Here is a 25,730-nt window from a genome sequence, read left to right on the forward strand (position 1 = left end):
CCATCGCATCACTCACTTCTCAACGACTTCACCGGATTCATTAAAGCTGCTTTGATGCTTTGGAAACTGACTGTCAAAAGTGCAATGCCCACAGCTAATAAACCCGCTAGAGCGAATATCCACCACTCAATGTCGATTTTGTAGGCGAAATCGGCGAGCCATTTGTTCATGGCCCACCAGGCCAGCGGTGATGCCAAGACGATGGCGATAAATACCAGTTTCAGGAAGTCGCGGGAGAGGAGCGCTACGATGCTGGCAACCGATGCACCCAGCACTTTGCGCACACCAATTTCTTTGGTACGTTGCTGGGCGCTGAAGGTTACTAATCCAAATAGACCCAGGCAGGCAATAAAGATGGCGAGGGCCGAAAAGATGCTGAACAGGAGGCCGTATTGTTTATCCGACTGATATTGCTGCCCGTAAAATGCATCCAGAAAGAAGTAGTCCAGCGACGATTCTGGAAACAATGATCCCCAAATGGTCTCGATCTGTCCCAATAATTGATGCGGGTTATCTGTACGGAATTTGATCGAATAATAATTCGTGGGAATCCAGCTAAAGGCCGGGTCCATGAATAGCATAATTGGCGTAAATGGCTGATGTAGTGATTGCTGATGATAATCCTTCACCACGCCAATAATTTCACTGGCCTGATTGGGCGTTGTTTCTAACGCTATTTTCTGACCTATTGCCTGTTCGCTGGACGTAAATCCGAACAGTTTTACTGCCGATTCATTGAGCACCAACGCTGTTGAGTCGGCGGGGCGGGTTTTGTCGAAACCGCGTCCGGCTAGTAATCGCAACCCATAAGTCGGTATGAAGTCAAAGTCGACCTTTAGCATTTCAACGAGTTTATTATCGGCGGGGCTAGCTTCGAATCGGCGATTGGCTAGAAACTGACCTACTTCTTTGCCGGGCACAGAGCCCGAACCCGTCACGTTGGATACACCTGCCAGCGCATCAATTCGTTTCTTTAATAACTCGATTTTACCGGCATAATCGCTGGTATTGACGGGCGATTTGAGCACAACGGTCTGATCAGTTAGTACGCCTGGACGCTGGCTCATCATGTAGGCCGTCTGCCGATAAACGACGAGCGTACTGACCAATAAAATCACCGAAATAACAAACTGAACAACAACCAGCGATTGCCGAAACGACCGCTCCGTGCCCGAAAATCGGAAGCGCCCTTTCAGTACCGATGCTGGCGATGCCCGTAGCAATACGGTTGCCGGATAAACACCCGTCAACACGATACCCACCAGCCAAAGTGCCAGAAACCCGAAAATCACGAGCGGGTCTGCCCACACATGCTGCGCCGAATGTAAATGCAGCGAATCGGGGAGCAGCTGCGAGGCAATGATCACCATTGGTATGGCCAACGCCAGCGCAATCGTGTGTATGAGTAGTGATTCGACTACAAACTGGAATAGCAGCATTCGTCGCGACGAGCCGATCATCCGCCGAACGCCCGCTTCTTTGGCTCGATACATCACCCGAGCCGTGGTTAAGTTGCTGTAGTTCACCCAACTTATCAGCAGAATAACGAGGGCAATAATAGATAGGAAATCAACGGCTGTCCGGTTTCCTTTGACTTCAACTTCGTTTGGTGTAGCTGGGTTTAGATGCAGGTCACTAAGCGGTACTAACTGAATGCCCCATGTAACATCCCGCATCGTCGACTCGGTTTTGTACCCTTCGGCCAGTGCCGGAAATTTGGCCTCTACCCGAATCGGATCGGTGTTAGGTTTGAGCTGAACGAACGTATAGCTGGAATGCTGATACCAGAAATGCCAGGTGCGTGGAGGAGCGGTTTTACCCGAAATCAGCATGGTAAACTGCATAGTCGAGTTAACGGGCAAATCTGCGAAAACGCCGGTAACCTGACAGGTCAGCTTCTGCGAACGGGTACTAATTTCGAGCGTTTTTCCCAGTGGATTCTGCGTGCCAAAATACTTGTGAGCCGCCGATTCTGACAGCACTACGGAGTTCGGTTCGTTCAGAAATGTCTTGCGATCACCCAGCACCACCGGGTAGGCGAAAAACGTAAAGAAGTTGGAGTCGACCAGGCAGACGTGCGGCTCGCGAAACTTCTGATTTTCGTAGCGAACAACCCGCTCCGCATTTCGCCAGACAATCCGCGTAAAACTTTCCACCTCCGGGAAATTCGCTTTCATAGCCGGAGCAAAGCCGTTGGTGCTTGTCGCCCAGTGCTCCGATTTATGCCCTGCCCCATAAAACAGAGTTTCCACCCGATAAATGGATTTGTCATCAGCGGTAGTCGGATCAACCGCTACCTGATCGTAACTCTGCTCAAACCGGACGTACTGAATTAGTAATCCGCAGGTAGCCAGACCCAGAGCTAATCCGGTAATGTTGAGCAGGCTATATGACCGCTGTTGACGAATCGATCGCCAGGCAATTTTGAAATAGTTTTGGATCATGGGGAGAGGGCTTATTTGAGTGTAGCAGGGTGCACGGTTTTCCGTAACGACGGCCCACCGAGCACCATGCTCCACACTCCCCGCAATTTACTCAGACCGAAGCGATTTCACAGGATTCATCAACGCGGCTTTGACACTTTGGAAGCTTGGATCTTATTTTTAAGCCGAACCGTCCTCTCTCTATGTTTGGCGTTTTTCGTTTTAATGGCTTGCATGATTTGTCTAAAGTCGGCAAGTTCCTGTTCTGTCCAGGGTTCCGACTTTGTTGATAAATCTATATACTTCGGTTCTTTAATAATTCCCATCTGTTTAGCTTTTAAAGTATTGGGCAATCAGGCGCAGAGCAGCCCTGGTTTCAATAAACATACGTAATCCGCGAAAATGCGTTGCGTGAAGTGATTCTTGATAATGCTTGATAAGAGCTGATTTAGCATCGAAAGCCAGAAAACCTTCATATCCTTTGTCAACGGAAACTTTGCAGGCATATGCAACAAGATTTCCGGGAACACCATAATATGCCTTGTTCTTCCCTTTGTTGAATCGCGCACTTTCAATCAGGTGCATGAAAATGTGATCTTGCTTATCTTCGATGCTTAAAAGTCCTTGAATAATGAGTGGATTATTGACGGTTGTAAGTTTATAAACTGCCTTCGTTTCGTCTTTCAGTTCTTTATGCCAATTGAATTCCCAATCTGCTTTTCGAACGTACTTTTTGTCTCCATCTATAAGCTTAACAATTTCGGTATCGAAAACTTCGCCCGTAAGCGTGTTCTCAATTGAGTTTGTTAGCTTATCGATCTCGAAACTAAGCCCTGGCTGCTGTTGTGTATTCACTTACGAATTTACGAAACAATGATAGTATAGCCAACGATTCTGACTCCATACTAGAATATCCCAGAAGACCTTTACTAACCACCGAATCGGATGGCTCTGATGGCGCAAGGCCGGGCCATCGCATCATTCACTTCGCAAACTCTTCACAGGATTCATCAACGCGGCTTTGACACTTTGGAAACTTACAGTTAATAAAGCAACGCCAACCACTAGTAAACCCGCCAGGGCGAACATCCACCATTGGATGTCGATTTTGTAGGCAAAGCCCTTGAGCCACTGGTTCATAGCGTACCAAGCCAGCGGGGAAGCAATGACGGTAGCGATCAGAACCAGTTTTAGGAAATCTTTGGAGAGTAAGGTCAAAATGCTAGTGACCGATGCGCCCAGGACTTTCCGCACGCCAATTTCTTTCGTGCGCTGTTGGGTTGCGAAAGCGGTTAAGCCGTACAAGCCTAGGCAAGCGATTAGCACCGCTAGCAGTGAGAAATAAAAGAAAATGGTAGCGAAGCGAGACTCGGCCTGGTACTGCCCATTGAGCTTTTTATCCAGGAAACTATAGTCCAGATACGACGTTGGAAAGTGTGTTTTCCATTGACGTTCGACCCAGGCGATGGACTCCTGCGGATGCTGCATATCGAGTTTCAGGATGATGCGGGCAAAATTGTCTCCACGGACAAGCATGGCCAGTGGTTCGACTTTATGTTGCAGCGAATTGAAATGAAAATCACCGACTATGCCGACAACAGTTCCCTGCCTATTACTCATCGCGAATGGTTTGCCAATGGCGTCATTAGGGCTTTTCCAGCCAAGTGCCTTCACGGCAGATTCGTTAAGCAGATAATTCTGAGTAGAGTCGGTTCGGGCATCGGCAGGAAATTCGCGGGACAAATTCCGACCGGCTATCAGCTTCATTCCCATTACGTTCAGGTAGTCGTAATCAATCGCCAGTCGGTACATACTGGTGGATATTTTCTTGCCCTGATTATCAATTGTATTGATGCCGTTATTGCCCAGACCACCCACCAGATTACTACTTGAGGTGGTCATTCCTTTAACCAGCCCAGTGCCCAGCACATCATTTTTAAAGGCTTCAATCTTGGTTTCAACGTCGCGGTCTCCATTGATATTCAGCGTGAGTAACGCATCTTTTGAATACCCTAAATCCTTGTTCTGTATGAATGACATCTGGGCATGTATCACCAGGATGCCGACTAGCAAAATCACCGTGATGGTGAACTGTAAAATCACCAGCGACTGCCGCAGCCAGTTGCCTTTAGCCGAGGTTGAAAAAGAGCCTTTCAACACCGTCGTCGGTTTGTAGGATGAAATGACAAAGGCTGGATAAAGCCCGGACAACAGCCCAAGCAGTAACGATACGCCCAGCATAAAGCCCACTAAACCAGGAGAAGTAGAAATAGAGACAGCCTTGCCCGTTAGAACTTGAAAAAGAGGTTCAACAAGCTTGCAAAGGCCCAACGACAGTACGAACGAAATGATAACCAGGACAAACGCTTCGATCAGGTATTGACTCACTAACTGACTTTTCAGGGCGCCGATCACTTTCTTTACGCCCACTTCTTTAGCGCGCTGAACCGAACGGGCCGTCGCCAGATTCATGTAATTTATTCCCGCCAGTAGTAAAATAAATAACCCCACCGTGCCGAAGATATAGAGGTTATTCAGACTGCTTGTTGGGCCGATTTCATACCGCCGATGCGAGCCAAGGTAAATATCTGTTAGTGGTTGCAGCGTGTAGTCTGTGCGGCCGCTAACGTTGTATTTACGCATGATCGGCGCAATGTGCTTTTCATAGAATTGGGGTAGTTTTTTGGCTAAGGATTTTGAGTCGACACCTGGCTTCAGCAGGACATACGTATAATAACTGTTTTCTCCCCAGGCATCCGATGACATAAATTGACGCCGGTCGGAGGCAATCAAGGTCTCGAACGAGGCTAAAAAGTTGAACGTAATATGCGCATTCTTAGGGGCATCCGGCATCACTCCCGTGATTTTATACGGTAGCCCGCGACCGGTGCTATCATGGAGTAAGATAGTCAGTGAGTGGCCAATCGGATTTTCATTGCCGAAGTACTTCTTAGCCATACTTTCGGTCAGGACGAGGCTATATGGATCGCGCAAGGCCGTTTTCGGATTACCCTGTGTGAGACGGTAACTAAATACGTCAAAAAAGGAAGGGTCGGTCAGTAAAATGCCTTCTTCGTAAAATTGCTGCGTTTCGTTTTTGACAATAGCGTCGTTCTGATCAAAGCGGACATAGTTTTCAATCTCAGGATAATCGTTTTTCAGATTAGGCCCTAAGGGAACCGACGATACTGCCTGATCGAAGCTTTCGGTTTCGTTGATAATCGTTAAGGCTACCCGATAAATCCGATCGGCTTTTTCATTGAAGCGGTCGTAACTCCATTCGCTGCTGATCCACAGGGTAATAAAAGCAAAGCAGGCCAAACCGGTCGCTAACCCGCCAATATTGAGTAGCGTATACGCCCGGTTCTTGTTCAGCGTCCGCAGAGCGATTTTAAGATAGTTTGTGAGCATAATGGATGATTATTTGGCGTGGAGCAGGGTGCGTGGAGCACGGTTTGCTAGCCCCCGCTCCGCGCACCCTGCTCCACGCATTTATTCAGATCGTAAACTCTTCACCGGATTCATCAGCGCGGCTTTGATGCTTTGGAAACTGACGGTCAATAGGGCAATGCCAACCGCCAGGATACCCGCCAGGGCGAACATCCACCATTCGATGTCAATTTTATAGGCGAAGTCGCTGAGCCACTGATTCATGGCGTACCAGGCGATAGGCGAGGCAATGATAATGGAAATGAAGACCAGCTTCAGAAAATCTTTCGACAATAAGCCAATGATGCTGCCAACCGAAGCGCCCAATACTTTCCGCACACCAATTTCTTTGGTACGTTGTTCGGCCATGAAAGCGGCCAAACCAAATAGGCCGAGGCAGGCAATCAGAATGGCGAGTGCGGCAAAAGTTAACGCGATGGTACCAATACGTTGCTCGGCCCGGTACATCTCATCGAAACTGTCGTCCATAAACTGGTAACTAAATGGCTGTCCGGGAGCGACCTGCTTCCATTTTGCTTCAATCTGTTTTACGACTGCGGGTAAATCTGTGCTACTAAGCCGGAACGAAGCGGCTCCCGAATTGGAATCCAGCACCAGAGACAACGCGCTGATGTTGCGCCGGAGCGACTCAAAATGGAAGTTCTTGATCACACCGAGGATGGTATAGGTCTTTCGGTTTTTAGCCTGATTGTCAGTAAACCGCCAGACGCGCTTACCAACCGGATCTTTGAAACCTAATACCTTCACAGCGGCTTCATTTATAATTATTCCCGACGAGTCGGAACCGAAATCGCGTGAAAAACCACGGCCCTGCACGAGTTGCATACCCATCGTCTTCAGATAATCGTAGTCAACGCCCCAGTTCTGCATATTGATACCCTGATTCAGATTTGACTGACCTTCGGCAAAGAACGAATTATCGCTCCGGCTAGAGGGTGTTGGCAAATAACCTGAAATACTACCACTCACAACGCCCGGCATACGGAGTACCTCCTGCTTAAAGGTTTCGGCCTGCTTACCGATCGAATAGACGCCGAAGACGCTCAGAACCTGGTTCCGATTGAAACCCACATTCTTGGTCTGGATGTAGGTAATTTGACGATATACGATAATTGTCCCCACAATTAATATCACCGACATCATAAACTGGAAAACGACCAGACCACTACGTAATCCGGCACTTCTGAAACTCACATTTATCTTGCCTTTAAGCACCGTGATGGGCTGGAAGGACGACAGAAATAAGGCTGGATAGCTTCCTGCCAGTAAGCCAACAACAATTGGGAGGGCGACCAGCAAAGGCAAATAATAAGGAGATACGAGTTGACGAAGGCTCATTTCTTTGGCTGCAAGGCCATTGAAAGCTGGCAACGCAACGGCCACAATAAACAGGGCCAGCACCATAGCCAGCACCGTTGTCAGAATTGATTCGGTCATGAACTGACCAATCAGTTGCTGACGTTCTGAACCCATTACCTTTCTAACGCCCACTTCTTTGGCCCGCTTAGCCGAGCGGGCCGTTGCCAGGTTCATGAAGTTAATGCAGGCAATCAGCAGAATAAACAGGGCTACTGCCGAGAAAATATAGACGTACTGAATATCGCCGTTCGGGGCAAGTTCGTATTGTTGTTTGGAATACAGGTGAATGTCGGTAAGCGGAATGAGCCAGTATCCGATCTCGTTGCCAGCCTTCCGAAACTGCTCCATAGTTGTACCCACCGTTTGCAGCGCTTGTGGGCCAATATACTTTTCAATAATGGTGTCGAAGTTTTTGGCAAAAACAGCCGGGTTGGTACCTGGTTTAAGTAAAATGTAGGCATAATGGTTATTGCTAAGCCACTGCCCCCATTCATAGTCATCGTTGAGCATAGTCAGGAAGAAATCGCTGCGGAAATGCGAGTTCTGGGGCATATCGCGCATTACCCCCGACACCTTAAAGGTTTTGTTGTTGTCGAAAAGCATCGTCTGGCCCATCGGATTCTGATTGCCAAAGTGCCGTTTCGCTGCCGATTCGCTAATAACCACGGTATTAGGTTCGGCCAGCGCCCGTTTTGGATCACCCGACACAAGTGGCAGCGTGAACACATCGAATAGCGTCGAATCGGCGAAGGTGATATTGTCTTCACGAAGGCTCGTTGGCTCACCCGTTCGTCGTACCGACCACGTTCCGCTTCGGTGCAGCCGCACAAACTGCTCCACCTGCGGATAGTCTTTTTTTAGCGTTGGGCCTATGGGGTCGGGTGAAAGGGCAAAATTCATGTCGTTGCCTCCGAACTTGAGGTGAGTCTGAATGCGGTAGATGCGGTCGGCTTTTGCGTTGTATTGGTCAAAGCTCAGCTCGTCCAGCACGTAGAGCATGATGAGCATACAACAAGCTAGACCAACCGCCAGCCCGAAGATGTTGATAAACGTAAAGCCCTGTTGTTTGCGGAGCGTCCGCCAGGCAATTTTGAGATAGTTCGTTAGCATAGTTGTAATACCGACCGGGACGGTCGGGTGTTAAATATTTTTATAAGCCGACTGGGCGGGCCGACGCATTGGCGGTCGGTACTACAGTTTCCCGTCCGAAATAGTCTTGATCATGGCCTCCACATTGGTTTTATTCTGTGCGTCGGGTGCCTGAGCTAACGCAGCCTGCAAATAAGGCAGAGCATCTTTGGGTTTACCAGTGGCCAATAGTGCCCGACTCATCCCCATGTTTGTGGTAAACTGATTTGGGTTTTTATCGTAGTTGGTTTTAAAAACGGCGTAGGCCTCCTGATTGCGTTTCTGATTGAGCAGACTGCGACCGTATTGATGTAATTCGTTCATGTTGCCCATTGGCATGGCTTCCGTCATCAACGCCGTGGCTTCATCAGGTTTATGGAGCGCAGTCAGGATAGCCGCTTTTGTACTCAGTGTTTGGAAATTCTTCTGACCGACATAGCGTGCATTGATGGCCTGATCCGCCCAAATCAGCCCCTGTTTGAGATCGTGATTGGTTTCCAGACAGTAGGTTGCGGCCTGCACGAGCGACTGCCATGTAAAGCCCGGTTTCGAGAGCAATTCCCGTCGAAATGAAGCCATTTGTTGACCAACTACGTCAACGCTTACTGTGAACGGAATCATCCGTTTTTCCCACGTTAGAGCGACTGCTGCCGAGCTATCGGTTTGGTTAACAAATGAATAAGTTAGCAACTCTACCGATTTGTCGAGCGGTTGATTTTTCACGGTCACACGCAACACATCCATAGCTGGGTCGTAGTAAAAACTGCCCCACGAGACAACGATTTTTGAAAAAATAACCGTTGTCTCCTGTTCACCAAGATTCATAAACAGCCCATACGTACCCGCAGCTAACGGCTTACCTTCGATCCGCACATCATCCGAAAAAGTAATGTTAGTTGTTTCATTGGCACCCGCTCGCCAGGGAGCGGGTTGCCCTGGCCCGTAACCCTGGTCCTGAAAGCCATAGTGTGCAATGGGTGTGCCCCATATTTTACCTTCGCGACCTTTCACGCCCGGCCGATCATAATGAACTGTAACCGTTGTGAGGCCAATTTGCTCCGAGACCGATGCTTTTTTATTTCCACCACTCGGAGCCGTAGTCAATTGCGCATGGCTTAAAATGGAGCTAAATAGCAGGCCGATGAAAATGACGAAATTGCGCATGGCTTTTATGGGGAGCAGGCTACTACTAAATTACCCCAAATGTTGTACCGAAAAGATAACGGGCTTATTGTTAGTAAATTAGATCCGGACTTTGGTGCGTGACTGTCCGAAATTGGACAGGAAGCGTACAGCTACGGACACGCGTTCAGTACGCACGTTCTCACCAGGCGAGGCCAATCTAGAACGTGCGTCGAAAGACAAACCACTATCTTTACAATCTATGAAAACCGCACTCAACAGTCTCTTTTTTCTAACCCTTTTTAGCGGGCTACTCGTAGCGCAGCCCAGGAAACAACCTACTAAAAATTCTATTGAACAGGCCGGTTTGTGGAAAGACACCGATGGCCATTTTATCAATGCGCATGGTGGCGGTATGCTGGTTCACAAGGGAACGTATTACTGGTTTGGCGAAATCAAAAAAGGAAAAACCTGGCTCGTTCCCAACCAGAACTGGGAGTGTTACCGTGTACCCGCTGGGGGTATTTCCTGCTATTCATCGAAAGATCTGAAAGCCTGGAAATACGAAGGAGTCGTGCTGTCAGCAACGACAACTAATCGCCAGAATGATCTGGATACCAGCCAAGTCATCGAGCGCCCAAAGGTGATTTACAACCAGAAAACAGGCCAGTTTGTGCTATGGATGCACATTGACCATAAGGATTATAGCTATGCGCACGCAGGCGTAGCAGTAAGTGATAAACCGACCGGCCCGTTTCGCTATCTGGGCAGTATGAAGCCCAACGGCCATGATTCACGGGATATGACCGTTTTTCAGGACGATGACGGAAAAGCGTATCTGGTTCACGCATCCGAAAATAACAATACGATGCATATCGATCTGTTATCAGACGATTACCTGAAACCAACCAATCGTTATATCCGCATTCTGGAAAATAAACGGCGTGAAGCTCCAGCCTTGTTTAAACAGGAAGGAAAGTACTACTTAATCACCTCCGATTGTACAGGCTGGAGCCCTAATCCGGCGTCGGTTGCTGTTGCCGATTCGCCGTTGGGGAAGTGGACGACACAGGAGAACCCCTGCGTTGGCCCCAATGCTGAAACGACATATCAATCGCAGAGCACATATGTTGTTCCGCTTGATGCCAGGCGGGGCAAGTTCCTGTTCATGGCCGACAGATGGACTAAAACCAACCTTCCAGATTCGCGATACGTGTGGTTACCGTTGGAGGTTAAAGCCGGGAAGGTAGCCATACAATGGCAGAAGGAAAGGCCTTAGTAAATTGGCATGCTTTTGATGTCGTAGGCATCTCATGTTTATAGACCGAAATAATGGTATCCTTGGGCCAGCATGCCGAAGGTATGCAACATGGAATCCAGTGGCATACCTTCGGCATGCGATTGATAATCAGATTAGTTTTCTATAAACATGCAATCCCTTCGGGATCAGAGTATCTATAATTCGTATTAGGATTTGCTAAGCTCAAATTGGCGTCCCCTGCTACTCACTCCGTAAACTCTTCACTGGGTTCATCAAGGCAGCTTTGATGCTCTGGAAGCTCACAGTTAATAAGGCAACCAGAACGGTTAGAACACCTGCCAGTGCGAACATCCACCATTCGATGTCAATTTTGTAGGTGAATCCAGCCAGCCATTTATTCATGGCCCACCAGGCTAGTGGCGAAGCAATGACAAGCGCAACCAGCACCAGAATAACGAAGTCTTTGGACAATAGGCTAACGATACTTGACACTGATGCACCCAGCACTTTTCGAATGCCTATTTCTTTGGTTTTCTGTTGTGTTACGAGCGATACGAGTCCGTATAAACCCAGGCAGGAAAGCAGAATGGCCAATCCGGCAAAGTAGCCAATGAGCTTGCTTAAGCGTTGTTCTCGTTCGTATAACTGCGCCAGCCGCTCATCCAGAAACTGATAGCTAAAGCCTTTTTCGGGGAAATATTTATCCCATTCCTGCTGGATGAATTTCAGCGTTTCGGCTTTGTCCTGCGCCTGAATTTTGATCGAAAACAAGGATAAACGAGGCTGGTCAACCGAAACGAGCAAGCCTTCGATGGGGTCTAGTAAAGACTGGTTGTGGAAATCTTTCAGAACACCCACAATCTTGCCGTCTTTGCCTTCCAGATTGATCGATTTGCCAATCGCTTCAGTCGGGGATTTCCAGCCGAATTGCTTTACGCCAGTTTCATTGATCAGAAACGCAGCCGTTTTATCCGTTGGGTAGGCTTCAGAAAAATCGCGACCCGCTACAAATTTCAACCCATAGGTCTGGGCAAAATTATGGTCGACGGCAACCGTACCGATAAACAGATTGTCATCGGGCTTATGCCCTTCTGGCACCACATTCCGCCGAATAGCTCCATCGCCCATTTGCCGGTTTGCCAGTGTTACCTGTTGAATATGCGGATTGCTGAGCAGAATTTCCCGGAAGGTTCGCAGCCGCAAATACGTACTGTCGTTTCGATTGGCGAACACATTGGTGATTTTATCATTCCGCGTATTCGCCGTGATCATGAACGTTTTGTCGAATCCCAGTGGCCGATTCTGCATATAATCAAGCTGCTGAAACGCGACTAATGTTCCGATAATCAAGGCAATCGACGCCACAAATTGTACGCCCAGTAGCACTTGCCGAACAGCACCACCTTTGGCTTTTCCGCTAACAAAACTTCCTTTTAACGTCGCAATCGGCTGAAAGTTCGATACAAAAAAGGCTGGATAACTACCCGATAGTAAGCCCGTCAGTAAAGCCACTCCAACAAAGAGTACGAGTAGCCAACCATCTGATAACAGATAACTCAGGGTCAGACTTTTCCCTGTCAGGTTGTTCAGTACGGGTAAGAGAACGCTGATCAGGATGAGGGAGAAGAATAGAGCAACGACGCTAAGAAGCATTGACTCACCAATGAACTGCGCAATGAGTTGCTGTTTCTCGCTGCCCAATACTTTCCGAATGCCGACTTCCTTGGCTCGCTTCAATGATCGAGCTGTCGACAGATTCACGAAGTTGATGCAGGCAATGAGCAACGTCATCAGCGCAATGCCGATGAACACGTAGAGGTACGTCATGCTGCCAGCCGGTTCGGGTGTATTCTGGGCGTTAGAGCGCAGATGAATGTCGCGCAGAGGTTCCAGCGCATACACAATGTCTTTGGCGTATTGCTTGGTCGCGTGGGTCAGTAGAAACTGTGGGAACCGAGCGTTAACCGTTTCGGCCGATTTTCCGGGGCGCAGCAACACATACGTATAGCCATGCGAAATAACCCAGTTTTGTGCGAGATTCTGCCGAACAGCCTCACTTTCGGTGGCATACATCGTCTCGTAATTCGAGAGTAAGTCGATGTGGACGTGCGAATTGTCGGGAAATTTATCGACCACGCCCGTTACCCGTAATGGATGCTTGCCTTCGTACAGCAGCGTTTTTCCAAGCGGATTTTCCTTGCCGAAATATTTGGTCGCTATGTCATCGGTGATCACAACGGTGAATTTATCCTTCAGTGCCGTATGCGGATTTCCTTGCCGGAAGTGAAAGGTGAAAATGTCCAACAAAGTTGAGTCGCCGAAGAAGAAGCGTTCCTCATCGTATTTGACGTGCTGATCCGGACGAGCGTCGGCAACTTCAATCGTCGCGCTGTATCGAACAAGCCGGGCCGACGTTTCGATCTCTGAAAAATTAGCAGGCAACAAGGGTGCGGCTGGTGGTGGCGTTAAAGCCAGTGGCTGTTCAAGACCCGCGAATTTGGGCAGGTAGGTCACGCGATAAATGCGGTCGTATTTCTGCTGGAACGTATCATAGCTGAGTTCGTGCCGGACAAACAGCAGAATGAGAAAACAGCACGTCAGCCCAACGGTCAGGCCAACGATGTTAATCAGCGAAAACCCTTTTTGCCGAAGCAGGTTTCGATAGGCGATTTTGAGGTAGTTGAGGAGCATAGGACTGGCTTTAATCGTTGTTTTTCAGGACGTTCGAAAGCTGGACATTGGCCATTTTCCAACTCTGCGTACCAACGGCGATGGCTGCCGTGATGAAAACGACCGTATTGGCTAGCAGGAACCACCCAATACCCGGTTGGAAAGAACCCGTAAATTCCTGCGTATTCTGAAGCAGTACCTTGATACCCAGAAAGCAAAGCACATTAGCGAGAAGTCCGGCAATCGACAGTAAAAGCAGGAATTCGCGGTTGACCAGCAAAACGATCTGAGTAATAGTCGCCCCCAGCATTTTTCGCACGCCCACTTCTTTCATACGTCGGGAAAAATGCTGAGCCGCTAAGCCATACAGGCCCAGGCAGGCAATCAACAACGCCAGTCCAGCCAGATAGCCAAATCCGTTGGAAAGATTCTGGAACGTAGTGTCGAACCCATCGAAGACATCTTTCTGGTAAAAATGAGAGGCCGTCGTATTGGGGAATTTAGCCTGCCAGATACGTTCCAGATTGGCTACTACTTTGGGACCGCTACCCGGATCGAATCGGGCTACTAGGTAGCTGAACATGGGCTGTTCGGCAGCGAAAAAAATGACCGGACGTGCCGCACCAGAACCCATTAGTTTGAAATCCTTAACGACGCCGGCAATTGTAACCAGCTTTTTATCCACCCGAATCGACTTCCCAACGGCAGCCACTTTCCAGTGATGCTTCTGCACAAATGATTCATTGACAATGACCGACTCGGCATTTTCGGTAGTGCGGTTACTATTGAAAAAATGACCCGATGCCAGTTCCAGCCCCATTGCGTCAAAATAATCGGGACCAACATTATACTGAAGCACGTTTTCCTGAACGTCGCCAATGTGGATGGTTGCCCGGCCTACAGACTCCCCGACGTGGTTTTCGGCACCGGCAATCGTCCTGACCGACGGGTTTCTGGCTAACTCATTCCTGACGATAGTAAACTGGGTACTATCGGTTAAGCGCAGAACCAGCGTTTGGTCGGGATTATAGCCCCAGTCGAGTTTTTTCCATTGTACGCCTGCACTCGTGAGCACAACGCCCAGAATAACCGACATAAAGGCCAGCACAAATTGCGCAACCAAAAGCGCCCGACTAAAAGTGTTCTTCGTGCCAAATTTCAGTTTCCCGGCCAGGACGGCAATAGGCCTAAAAGCAGAGACATACAACGCCGGATAAGCGCCCGACGCGATGGCCGTAAACGCTAACAGCCCAACCAGAAAACCCCACAAAGGCATGTTCTGACCAAAGGAGAGCGATATGCTCATGACCATCAAGTCGTTAAACAGGGGAACCAGAAAAACGGCAGTGATGAATAATGCCAGCAATAGCGCTACAAAGCATAGTAATAGATTTTCGATCATGAACTGGGCGATCAATTGCTGACGCGTGCCACCCATCACCTTACGCACACCAATTTCTTTTAGTCGCTGAGTTGCGGCTCCCAGGGAGATGTTGACGTAGTTGAAACACGACAAACCCATCATGATCAGGGCAATGGCCGAGAACAGAATCGTCGTGATTGGGTGATTGGCTTCGGCAGGTCGGCGATTCACATCGTAGGCGTTCGGGGCCGGGTCGCGAAGGTTATCGAAGATGAACGATTTGATAGGATTCTCGCTATTCTTTGAATTATAGAGCGAGACATATCGCCCCATCTGCCCAGCCAGCGATTTTACATCGGTTTTCTCCCGAAGCTCAATGAAAACGCCGTAGATGTGGGAAGTCCAATCCTGATTCTTAAGCGACGCATGAACGGGATGATAGCCAGTCAGCAGGTCGAAGGCAAAGCCGGTATTGTTCGGAAACTTCTCGGCAACCCCTTGAACGATAAACTGTTTGTGTTCCCGTTCGCCTGTTACGATGGACAAAGGTTGCCCGATTGGAATCTGATTCGGGAAGTACTTCTCCGCCATTTCGCTGCTCAGGATAATGGCATTCGGATCGGTCAGCGCGGTAGGGTTTCCGTATTTCAGTGGAAAGGTAAAGAGCTGAAAAAAGTTGGTGTCCGCATAGCTGATGATTTCGTCGAACAGATTCTCTTTGCGAACGACCTGAACACCTTCCCGTTGGACACGAACCGCTCGTTTCACCTGAGGAAAATCGGCAGCTAAGGCAGCTGCGATGGGGGCCGGAGCATTGCCGTACACCTGCGTTTCCTTGTTGACTTCCATTGTGTATTCCACCATGAAAATCCGGTCGCCGTTGGCGTGGAAATTATCTAGCGTCCAGAAGTTTTTCAGAATTAAAAAAACGGCGATGCTGCACGCAACAGCAATGGACAACCCAACAATATTGATAAACGACGTTACACGGTTGGTTATCAGGTTGCGATAGGCGAGAATGACGTAGTTTTTTAGCATACTGGTAATGCCGACCGTCCCGGTCGGGTGTTAAATTGTTCACTTGACACATCCGGCCGGAGCGGTCGCCGGGCCGCCAAAGCGGTGCTGCATACTATTCACTTCGTAAACTCTTCACGGGATTCATCAACGCGGCTTTGATACTTTGAAAACTCACGGTCAATAGGGCAATGCCAACCGCCAGCAAACCTGCTAGAACAAACATCCACCATTCGATGTCGATTTTATAGGCGAAACCCTGTAACCACTGATGCATGGCGTACCAGGCAATGGGGCTGGCAACAATGATAGAAAGCAATACCGGTTTTAGGAATTCTTTCGAGAGTAGCGTCACGATGCTGGTGATGCTGGCCCCCAATACTTTACGCACACCAATTTCTTTGGTACGTTGTTCAGTTGTGAAGGTTGCTAGTCCGAATAGTCCTAAGCAGGCAATGAAAATGATTAGGGCCGAAAACCAGCTCAGTAGCGTTTTCGCCTTCTCTTCCCGCTGGTATTGCTGGTTGAACGACATATCCAGAAAATTGGCCTCGAACGGGTAATTGGGAATAAGGCTTGCCCAAACTGATTGCACTACACCCACATCGGCTGGTTTGATTCGAACTAATACATTCAGCGGGGCATCGATTTGATAATAGAGCATGATCGGCTCGATGCGATTGTGCAGGGACGCAAAATGATAATCGGCAACCACGCCAATAACGCGCTTCGCAGGCATGTCGCCACCCGACGGTTTAATGATACGTCCCACGGCATTGGTCTGCTTCCAGCCCATCCATTTGACGAAACTTTCATTGACGATCACCTCCCGATTTTTGTCGGACGGAATAGCTGAATCGAAATTCTGTCCAGCCACTAGTTTGATTTTCAGTAGATTTAGGTAAACGTCATCTATGCGGGCGAAAAAGACCAGCCGTTCGGCTTTTTGACCGGACGTTTCCTTCAGGATATTGGCCTTCCCGTCATAGGTAATCGGATTCAGTCCCAATGAAACAGCTTCAACCCGACTGTCTTTTGCCAACGCCGTTTTCAAGACCTGCATTTTCTGACGAATAGATTCATCACCCGGTACATTCACGACAAGCACCTGTTCTTTTGTGAATCCCGGATCTTTGCTCTGGAGGTAATTCGTTTGCCGACTCACCACCAACGTACCGACAATTAGGGCAATTGACACCGCGAATTGAAATACGACGAGTGTCTTCCGGACGTATTGCCTGCCTATGGGACTGTATTGATTTTTCTGCACCAGTGAACCTTGGCTACCCGACAGAAAAAGGGCCGGATACAATCCCGCTAACAACCCAACGAGCACGACCATACCCACGACAGCAATCACAAACGACCAGCCGGGAAACGTCAGGGGTATGGCCGTCAATTGCTCGAATAGGGGTCGAATCGCCGACATGATGAATAGGGAAGCACCAGCGCTAATGCTGATTATCAGCAAGGCTTCTCCCAGAAATTGACCAATTAATTGACTCCGGCCTGCACCAACTACTTTCCGTACACCCACTTCTTTCTGCCGTTTCGTTGATTGCGCTACGTACATATTGACGTAGTTGATACAGGCTACGAGCAGAATAAACGCAGCCACGATAGCAAAAATGGTTAGATACGTCCGGCTACCTTTGGGCGTATCATCGAACAACCCGTCAATAAAATGCAGGCTGGTCAATGCCTGTATCTGGTGTTCAATTTTAAAGTCGTAGCCTAGCGCCTTGATGCGGGGTATAACCTGCGTTTGGTCGAATTGAGCAAGCTTCTTGCCAAACGCTTCTGCCTTTGCCTGATCTTGTAAGAGCAAATAAGTGAAACAGGACGTGTCTACGACGTCTTCGGCAGTAGGTTTTGCATCAGTCCAGGTTAGCAACGCGTTGAATTTCAGGTCTGTATTCGCCGGAAGGTTCTGTAGAACACCTGTGACGAGGTAGGTCTGGTTGTTGATCTTCAGAATTTTGCCCATCGGATCAGCGCTTCCGAAGTATTTCTGAGCCAGTTTCTGTGTGAGTACAATGCTATTCGGCTTGTCTAAAGCAGCCTTACTACCAGAAATCAACCGATAAGAAAATACGGAAAAGATGCTTTTGTCGACCTGATAAATATCCCCCTCGTTTATGAGCTTAGGCCCACTTCGAATGGTGGCAATGGGCAGGGATTTAAACCGAACGGTTTCGGTTATCTCGGGATAGGTTTGCCGAAGACGCGGACCAACGTCATAACCAGACACTGCCAGCCCATCATCTGACTCTGCCGTTTTCAATCGGGTGATGACTCGGTAAATAGAATCAGCCCGTTCGTGAAACCGGTCGAAACTAAATTCATTCCAGACGTACAGCGTAATCAGCAGACAACAGGCCATACTGACTGACAGCCCAATGATATTGATCAGGCTATACAGTCGATTGGCCAGTAGCGTACGCAGCGCAATTTTGAAATAGTTTCGTAGCATGACTGTAGTACCGACCGTCCCGGTCGGCTGGGTAAAATTCATTTCACACCCGACCGGGACGGTCGCCGGGTCGCCGGAGCGGCACTACTCAGATCGTAAACTCTTCACCGGATTCATCAAGGCGGCTTTGATACTTTGGAAACTCACGGTCAATAAAGCGACACCTACGGCCAGCAGGCCAGCCACGACGAACATCCACCACTCGATGTCAATCTTATAGGCAAAGTCCTGTAGCCACTGGTGCATGGTGTACCAGGCCAGGGGTGAGGCAATCAGGATCGCAACGACAACGAGTTTTAGAAAGTCTTTGGAGAGCAAACCTACAATACTGAATACCGATGCGCCCAGCACTTTCCGAACGCCAATTTCTTTGGTACGTTGTTCAGCGGTGAATGCGGCTAGCCCAAACAGACCCAGGCAGGCAATCAGGATGGCCAGCCCCGAGAAAACCAGAACGACCTGTGCAGTACGTTGTTCAGAGCGGTATAAGGTGTTCAGGAAATCATCGAGAAACGTGAATTCGAAGGCCGAATCAGGCATGTCTTTCTGAAAGACGCTTTCCAACTGGCGCATAGTTGCGGGTAAGTGAGCCGTCTTGGTTTTGATAAGCAGATAAGGCCGTCCTTCTGTATCGCCGTTATGGAACGCATAGGCACCGATAGGCACATGAAGAGATTCAAAATGGAAATCTTCGACAATGCCCACGATCTCGGCCCGATCCCAACCGAACAGATTGTGCGCTTTCTGACCCAGTGCTTTTTCAGGCGTGTAGCCTAAATAATCAACCGCCGTTTTGTTCAGTACGACCTGCACAGTTGTGTCTTTGGGATCTTTTATCGCTGGTAAGGTATGGCCTGCCAGAAGCTTCAAACCCAGTACGTTGATGAATTCATTCCCAACCCGGTTCGTCCGGATGGCCATGCCGTCGCTTGCATTGTTGCCGTTCGGATTGTCGGATTTAGAGAGAGTTCGCCCGCTGCCGCCATAACCAGGGAAGGTCTGCGCCCGACACACATCTACTACGTTACTCAGGCTCCGGTAGTCGTTCATCAGAGCGTCAATTTGCGTTTTATCCTTTGCCGCCGACGTCATAATAGCCAGCACCTGCGTGGGTTCGTAGCCTAGTTTCTGCGACTGAATAAACTGCAATTGCTGATAAAAAATAAACGTACTCACCATCAGCACCACAGAGGCTGTAAACTGAATAACCACAAGCGACCGTCGGAATAAACCTGCCCCCGACTGATTTCGGAACGTAGTACTCAGCAGGTATTTGGGCGAAAACGACGATAGGTAAAAAGCTGGATAAGAGCCCGCGATAAGTGTAATAATCAACCCAATGAGCAACAGACCGCCTACTACTTCGGGCGATAACAATGCCTGAAACGGTAACTGCTTGCCGGTTAGTTGATTAAATATTGGCAAACTCAAGGCGACCAATCCAACGGACAGAGCCAGCGCGAGCGACATCATCAGGCCAGTTTCGAGGTAGAAGCGGGTAACCAAATGCCGCATCGATGCACCGACCGTCTTGATAACGCCCACTTCGCGGAAACGAATCTGCGCCTTGGCAGTGGCCAGATTCATGTAGTTGATCGAGGCAATCAGCAGAATGACAATGGCCAGAATCAGGAGAATTTTAACCTGCTGAAAGTCGCCGATGCGTGTGGTGTTGGCGTTGGTAATATCAGCCGAATGCAGGTGAATGTCGGTGAGTGGCTGTAGACTAAGGGTGAAATACTGGTCGGATTTTGGGACGTTTTTATTCAGAACGACCGACATTTGCTGTTCAATCTGCGCCGGATTGGCCTGTGGTGACAATAGGAGATAGGTCTCAAAACTGGCGTTGCTCCAGCTTGGATGTTGAGCCCACCGTACGCTGCTGAACGAGCCAATCATGTCGGCATCCAGCGTTGAGGTTCCCGGAAAATTCGCGTACACGCCCGTCACTTCCAGCGTATCCTTGTTGTCTACATTCAGGATTTTGCCGATTGGATTTTCGGCGCCAAAATACCGGTCGGCTGTCGCCTGACTGAGTACGACCTTATGCGGGCCATCGAGTGCTGTTTTGGGATTTCCTTTGATCAGGTCAATGTCGAAAATGTCGAACAGAGTACCATCGGCCCAGTAAAGATTCTTTTCCGCGAATTTTTTATCGCCTGAATTGACAAAAGCCGTCTGCCCGAAATCGTGGCGGAGCAGGCGAACCTGTTGTTCTATATTAGGAATATCCGCTTTCATCGCTGGCCCAACGGCATTCGGCGAATTGGCCCATTTCATGGTTTTACCATCGAAAGAAACCGTTGCCTTGACCCGATAAATACGATCCGCGTTGGTGTGGTATTTATCGAACTGAAGTTCGTCTTTTACGTACAGCATCAGCAGCAGAGCCACGGCTAATCCTGTTGCCAGACCGACCAGATTCAGGAACGTAAACAAGCGGTTTTTGAGGAGGCCCCGCCAGGCGATTTTGAGGTAGTTTGTGAGCATGAGGTTGTGGTGATTATTCAGATCGTAAGCTTTTCACTGGGTTCATTAACGCGGCTTTTACTGACTGGAATGAGACGGTTATGAGCGTAATCAGGGCGGCCAATGTAACGGTTACCAGGAACATCCAGCCTTGAAGTTGAATGCGGTAGACATAATCCTGGAGCCAGGCGTTCATGAGCCACCAGCCGAGGGGCGCAGCGAGCAGAAACCCCAGCAAAACCAATCGGCCAAATTCGCGACCAAACAGCCCAAGAACCTGGAATGCACTCGCGCCCAATACCTTACGCACACCAATTTCCTTGCTTTTGGTTTCGACCATGAACGACACCAGACCATACATGCCTAAACAGCCAATCAGAATAGCGATTAGTGAGAACACCTGCGTTAAAGCCAGCATGATGCGGTCGCCCCGGTAAAATTCGTCCAGAAGCTCATCGACAAACTTGTAGGTAAAGACCTGTTCCGGGAAGAAATCGTTGTAAGTCGCTTCAACTGTTTTTACAAGTTTAGGTAAGTCGGTAGCGCCCACTTTTACCGCCATCATATGACTTTGGGCGAGGTCGTTGACGATTACAACAGGCTTTACGCTGGTCTTCAATGAATTGGTGTAAAAATCATTGACGACACCCACAATCGTTTTATCGGTATCCCAGATGCGGAATCGCTTGCCCAGCACATCGGCAGGAGATAGTTTGCCCAGTCGTTTAACAACCGTTTCATTTACGATCACTTCCTGAGAAGTGCTATCCGTTGCCCGGAAATTGCGCCCTGCCACAAGCCTCATTCCAAATAAAGGCAGGTAGTTGTGGTCGCCAATTTTCGACTGCACATCAAAGCCTTCGGGCTTCGTTTGGGTGTCGTACGAAAAAGGAAACTGATTGATATTGCCCGAAGCCGGTGGTTGATTACCCAAGGCCACTTCCTGAACGCCCGAAACCTGTAACAAGCGTTGTCGTAACGTTTCCTGCTTGAGTGGATCGTTCCCAGTCGATGCCGAATTCGGTAAGTCGAGCAGCATGATGCCGTCTTTTGTAAACCCAAGGTCGGCCTGCCGAACGTAGCGCAGTTGGGTCATCACGACAACGACACCAATGGTGAACAACTGGGTCATGAAAAACTGAACGACGACTAAGCTCCTTCGTACCGAAAAGCCGCCAACAGCTTGCGTCGTTAGTCGACCCCGCAAGGCCGTAATCGGATTGAAACCGGCCATCATCAGCGCTGGGTAGAAACCAGCCAGTAGTATAACAAATACCACCAGCAGGATCATGATTGCCAATGGTGTTGGGTCCAGCAAATCGGATAGCGACATGGTAGCGTTGAATACCGACATCGCCTTATTCATACCCGGAAGTCCCAGATTGGCGAGGATTAGCGCTGCGACCACCGCTACCAGCGTAATAATGGCTGTCTCGGTCATGAACTGACTAAACAACTGCCAGCGAGAACTGCCCATCACCTTCCGGACGCCCACTTCTTTCGAGCGTTTCAGGGCATGGGCCGTGGCCATATTGATGAAGTTGATACAGGCCGAAATCACCAGAAACAGTCCAACCAGCGTCATCGCGAACAGAATCGTTTTGTTCATCCGCCCGCCATACTGGGTGTTAAAATGAACATCACTGAGCGGTTGTAGCGTAAAGTTATATACGCTCTGATCGTCAGCCTGATAGTATTTCTTTCGGATAGTCGGGAAAGCGCTGGCCAAACGGTCAGAGGTCATATCGGGTGGTAAAACGACATAACACATCGCTTCACTGTTCACATCTGTCCAGGCCTGCAGCGACTCCTTCGCATTGGGTAAGCTAGCAATGGTGCTGTAAGAAATATAGGCTTCATAGGTGAGGTTCGTGTTGGCTGGATGGTCTTTCAGGACACCCGTTACCGTCAGATTTACTTGGTTGTCGAAGCGGAGGGTTTTCCCAATTGGATTTGCCGTGCCGAAGTATTTGTGGGCATATTTCTCTGTCAGTACCACCGAGTTTGGGGCCGACAAAGTCGACTGTGGATCACCGATTAGCCATTCGTAATCAAAGACACTGAACAGTTGTGGCTCAGCGAAACAGAAGGTTCTGGTTTCGTCAAACTTTTTCAAAAAACCACCTTTGGCATTGGGGACGCTAACGATACGACCATGCAGTCGTTCCAGTCGGGCTACCTGCTCCAGAAACGGATAATCGCGTCGTAAAACCTCGCCCAACGGTTTAGGCGTTCCACGAGAGAACCGCACATCGTCATGCTTTATTTGCGTGACAACGCGATAAATACGGTCGGCTTTCGCGTGGTACGTATCGAAACTGAGGTGAAACTGGGTTGTCAGGTAGATCAGAATTCCACACGTCAGCCCAATTGATAAGCCCAGAATATTCAGCAGGCTGTAGGTTCGATAGCGTACCAGATTCCGCCAGGCGATTTTAACATAGTTTGTTAGCATGATGTAGGAGGGCGTGGAGCTGGGCGCATGGAGCACGGTTTGCTAGTCCCTGCTCCGTGCACCCAGCTCCCGGCTTTTATTCAGAACGTAAACTCTTCACCGGGTTCATCAACGCGGCTTTGATACTTTGAAAACTGACGGTTACTAGCGCAATGCCCACCGCGAGTAGTCCGGCTACGGCGAACATCCACCATTCCATGTCGATCTTGTAGGCAAAATCCTGTAGCCATTGATTCATGATGTACCAGGCTATGGGAGCTGCAATGACAATCGCGATCAACACTAGTTTCAGAAAGTCTTTCGATAGCAGGGCGACAATACCCGGAATCGAAGCCCCCAACACTTTACGAACCCCAATTTCCTTGGTGCGTAGCCGAATAACGTACATGGCCAGGCCCAATAAACCCATACAGGCGATGAAAATGGCCAGCATGGCAAACAGGCCGAAGATCCGTTGGGCTACCTGTTCCGATTGGTATAAGGCACTCCAATCGGTAGCCAGATACGAGTAATGAAACGGTTGATCAGGCAGGTATCGTTTCCAGACGCGCTCGATCTGACTAACTACCGTTTCAGGTTCGTTGGCATGTACCCGAATAACGAGCTGGTTGTTGACTCGCCTAAATATCCGATCGTTCAGGACAAATAGCGGCCCGATACGCTGATGCAATGAACCGAAGTGGAAGTTACGGACAACGCCTACTACAGTATACGTAATGGGTGGGCCATCACGTTGCGTAAAGTTGTCTGGACTAGTAATTTGCTTACCAATGGGATCGGCTAATCCCACTTGCCGAACGGCTTCCTCGTTTAAAATTACAGACAGTGAATCGTCAAACTGGCGACTGAATGGACGACCGGCCAGCATATTCATCTGCATCGTTTGCAGGTATTGATCGTCAACCACGCAGCCTTTCCCCGTAACGGTTTCGTTCTGCCCATTTTTTCGGAACGTAATCCCGAAAAAATTCTCTTCACCTGGTGCGCTGCTAGTGCCTCCCACGCTCGTCACGCCCGATAGTTTCGCCACTTCCTGCTTAAAGGCTTCCGTATGGTTATTCAGAAAACCTGCACCTTTTAGCTTCACAACCGACTCCTTGGTGAAGCCCAATTCTTTCTGCTGGATGAAGTTCAACTGACTAAACACGACGATTGTACTAACAATCAACAGCACCGATATAGCGAACTGAAACACAACCAGCCCATTTCGTAACAGATGTCCCTGTCGGGTTGAGGTGAACTTGCCTTTCAGCACTTTAATCGGTTCGAAAGCAGACAACACACCCGCCGGATAACTGCCCGCCAAAAGCCCTACAACAATGGCTCCACCCAATAGTAACGGCAACGTTTCCCAACGTACCAGCGAGGTTAAGCTAAGCGATTTGCTGGCGATTGTATTGAACGGAGTGAGCAAACTAGCTACTAACAAAGCCGCAACTACTAAACTAAACAGACTTAATAAAACCGATTCAGTTAGGAATTGAGCTGCCAGCTGCTGCGTCGTGGAGCCAAGCGATTTGCGAATACCTACCTCGCGTGCCCGCTCCGACGACCGGGCAGTAGCCAGATTCATGAAGTTGATGCAGGCAATCAGCAAGACAAAAGCCGCGATGATGGAGAAAATCGACACCAGCGACCGACTACCATTAGGTTGATGTTCGGCTTCGAGGTGCGAGTCGAGGTGAATTGCCTGGAGGGGTTGGAGAAAATAATAATACCCATTTCCGGCCTTGACATAATCGCGGTAGGAAACCCCGAATGTGCGCTCTACTTCGCCAGCTGCGTATTTTTCGACTACAGCGGGCAGTTTTGCTTCCACAGTTTCGGGCTTTGTATTAGGACGTAGAAGCAAATACGTATGAGCCGAAAAACCAATGTGATTGACTTGCTCGGCTTGCGGGAAACCGCGTGTCGATGCCAGAAAGTTAAATGTGAAGTGGGAATTATGAACTGGATCAGCGCAGATGCCCGTTACTTCCAGCTTTGGTCCCTGCACAATCTCCAGCGTCTTGCCAACTGGATTTGTTGTTCCAAATAAGCGCTTCGCCGTACTTTCTGTCAGGACAACCGCGTTTGGGCGATTAAGTACCTGATCGGGTTTTCCGTGTAGCAAGGGCGTTTGAAATACTTGGAAAAAGGTTGAATCGACGATCATAAAGTCTTTCTCTTCAATGGTTCGCCCATCCAGTTTAACCAGAACCGGCGCATTGGTACCAGCCGAGAAAACACGCGTTGTCTGCTCTATTTCGGGAATTTCCTTCCTGACTGACTGGGCATAAGAAGGTGGAATAATCGCGTATTTAGTGCTGCGGCCGGGATATATTCGTTCCAGCGCCATACGGTACACGCGCTCCCCATTTGGCCAGTGCTGGTCGTAACTCAACTCGTCGGAAACATACATGACAATGAGCAGACAGCACGCCATACCAATGGCTAATCCGGCAATGTTAATGCCCGTGTTCACCTTGTGTTTCGCCAGATTACGCAGCGCAATTTTGAGATAGTTTCGTAGCATGGTTGTAGTGCCGCTCCGGCGGCCC

General features: G+C 49.1%; 12 protein-coding genes. 1 reads left to right on the plus strand and 11 read right to left on the minus strand.

Annotated elements, in window-relative coordinates; translation table 11 throughout:
- Positions 1 to 8: 8 nt before the first annotated feature.
- The 5 genes from GO755_RS12120 to GO755_RS12140 all read right to left on the minus strand — a co-directional run bounded on the left by GO755_RS12120 (position 9) and on the right by GO755_RS12140 (position 9,524).
- A complete protein-coding gene (locus GO755_RS12120; RefSeq protein ID WP_157585051.1) occupies positions 9 to 2,444 on the minus strand; it encodes an ABC transporter permease in 2,436 nt (811 codons plus the stop codon).
- A gap of 309 nt (positions 2,445 to 2,753) precedes the next feature.
- Positions 2,754 to 3,278: a hypothetical protein gene (locus tag GO755_RS12125; protein ID WP_198174819.1), complete on the minus strand. Its 525-nt coding sequence runs from the start codon at positions 3,276 to 3,278 to the stop codon at positions 2,754 to 2,756.
- Positions 3,279 to 3,401: 123 nt separating this feature from the next.
- Positions 3,402 to 5,834 carry an ABC transporter permease gene (locus GO755_RS12130; protein ID WP_157585052.1) on the minus strand — a complete coding sequence of 811 codons (2,433 nt, stop codon included), beginning with the start codon at positions 5,832 to 5,834 and terminating at the stop codon, positions 3,402 to 3,404.
- A gap of 81 nt (positions 5,835 to 5,915) precedes the next feature.
- Positions 5,916 to 8,342 carry an ABC transporter permease gene (locus GO755_RS12135; protein WP_157585054.1) on the minus strand — a complete coding sequence of 809 codons (2,427 nt, stop codon included), beginning with the start codon at positions 8,340 to 8,342 and terminating at the stop codon, positions 5,916 to 5,918.
- An 81-nt stretch (positions 8,343 to 8,423) separates the two neighbouring features.
- Positions 8,424 to 9,524 carry a DUF2911 domain-containing protein gene (locus GO755_RS12140; protein ID WP_157585056.1) on the minus strand — a complete coding sequence of 367 codons (1,101 nt, stop codon included), beginning with the start codon at positions 9,522 to 9,524 and terminating at the stop codon, positions 8,424 to 8,426.
- A gap of 220 nt (positions 9,525 to 9,744) precedes the next feature.
- Here GO755_RS12140 and GO755_RS12145 point away from each other — a divergent pair, with 220 nt between their 5' ends.
- On the plus strand, positions 9,745 to 10,761 hold the full coding sequence (locus tag GO755_RS12145; protein ID WP_157585057.1) for a glycoside hydrolase family 43 protein: 1,017 nt from the start codon (positions 9,745 to 9,747) through the stop codon (positions 10,759 to 10,761).
- 222 nt (positions 10,762 to 10,983) lie between these two features.
- Here GO755_RS12145 and GO755_RS12150 read toward each other — a convergent pair whose 3' ends face one another.
- The 6 genes from GO755_RS12150 to GO755_RS12175 form a co-directional block, all read right to left on the minus strand.
- Positions 10,984 to 13,434 carry an ABC transporter permease gene (locus GO755_RS12150; protein WP_157585059.1) on the minus strand — a complete coding sequence of 817 codons (2,451 nt, stop codon included), beginning with the start codon at positions 13,432 to 13,434 and terminating at the stop codon, positions 10,984 to 10,986.
- A 10-nt stretch (positions 13,435 to 13,444) separates the two neighbouring features.
- The gene (locus GO755_RS12155; RefSeq protein ID WP_157585061.1) at positions 13,445 to 15,814 is read right to left on the minus strand and encodes an ABC transporter permease; all 2,370 of its coding nucleotides are present in this window, start codon (positions 15,812 to 15,814) and stop codon (positions 13,445 to 13,447) included.
- Positions 15,815 to 15,908: 94 nt separating this feature from the next.
- Entirely contained in the window at positions 15,909 to 18,266 is a 2,358-nt protein-coding gene (locus GO755_RS12160; protein WP_157585063.1) for an ABC transporter permease, read from the minus strand.
- 84 nt (positions 18,267 to 18,350) lie between these two features.
- Positions 18,351 to 20,756 (minus strand): ABC transporter permease, encoded by a 2,406-nt coding sequence (locus GO755_RS12165; protein WP_157585065.1) that lies wholly within the window; start codon positions 20,754 to 20,756, stop codon positions 18,351 to 18,353.
- A gap of 13 nt (positions 20,757 to 20,769) precedes the next feature.
- Entirely contained in the window at positions 20,770 to 23,190 is a 2,421-nt protein-coding gene (locus GO755_RS12170; protein WP_157585067.1) for an ABC transporter permease, read from the minus strand.
- Between the two features lie 76 nt (positions 23,191 to 23,266).
- Positions 23,267 to 25,705, minus strand: a complete 2,439-nt coding sequence (locus tag GO755_RS12175) for an ABC transporter permease (protein ID WP_157585069.1) — start codon at positions 25,703 to 25,705, stop codon at positions 23,267 to 23,269.
- Positions 25,706 to 25,730 lie beyond the last annotated feature (25 nt).

It is taken from the genome of Spirosoma arboris, from assembly GCF_009754945.1.
Classification (GTDB): Bacteria; Bacteroidota; Bacteroidia; order Cytophagales; family Spirosomataceae; genus Spirosoma; species Spirosoma arboris.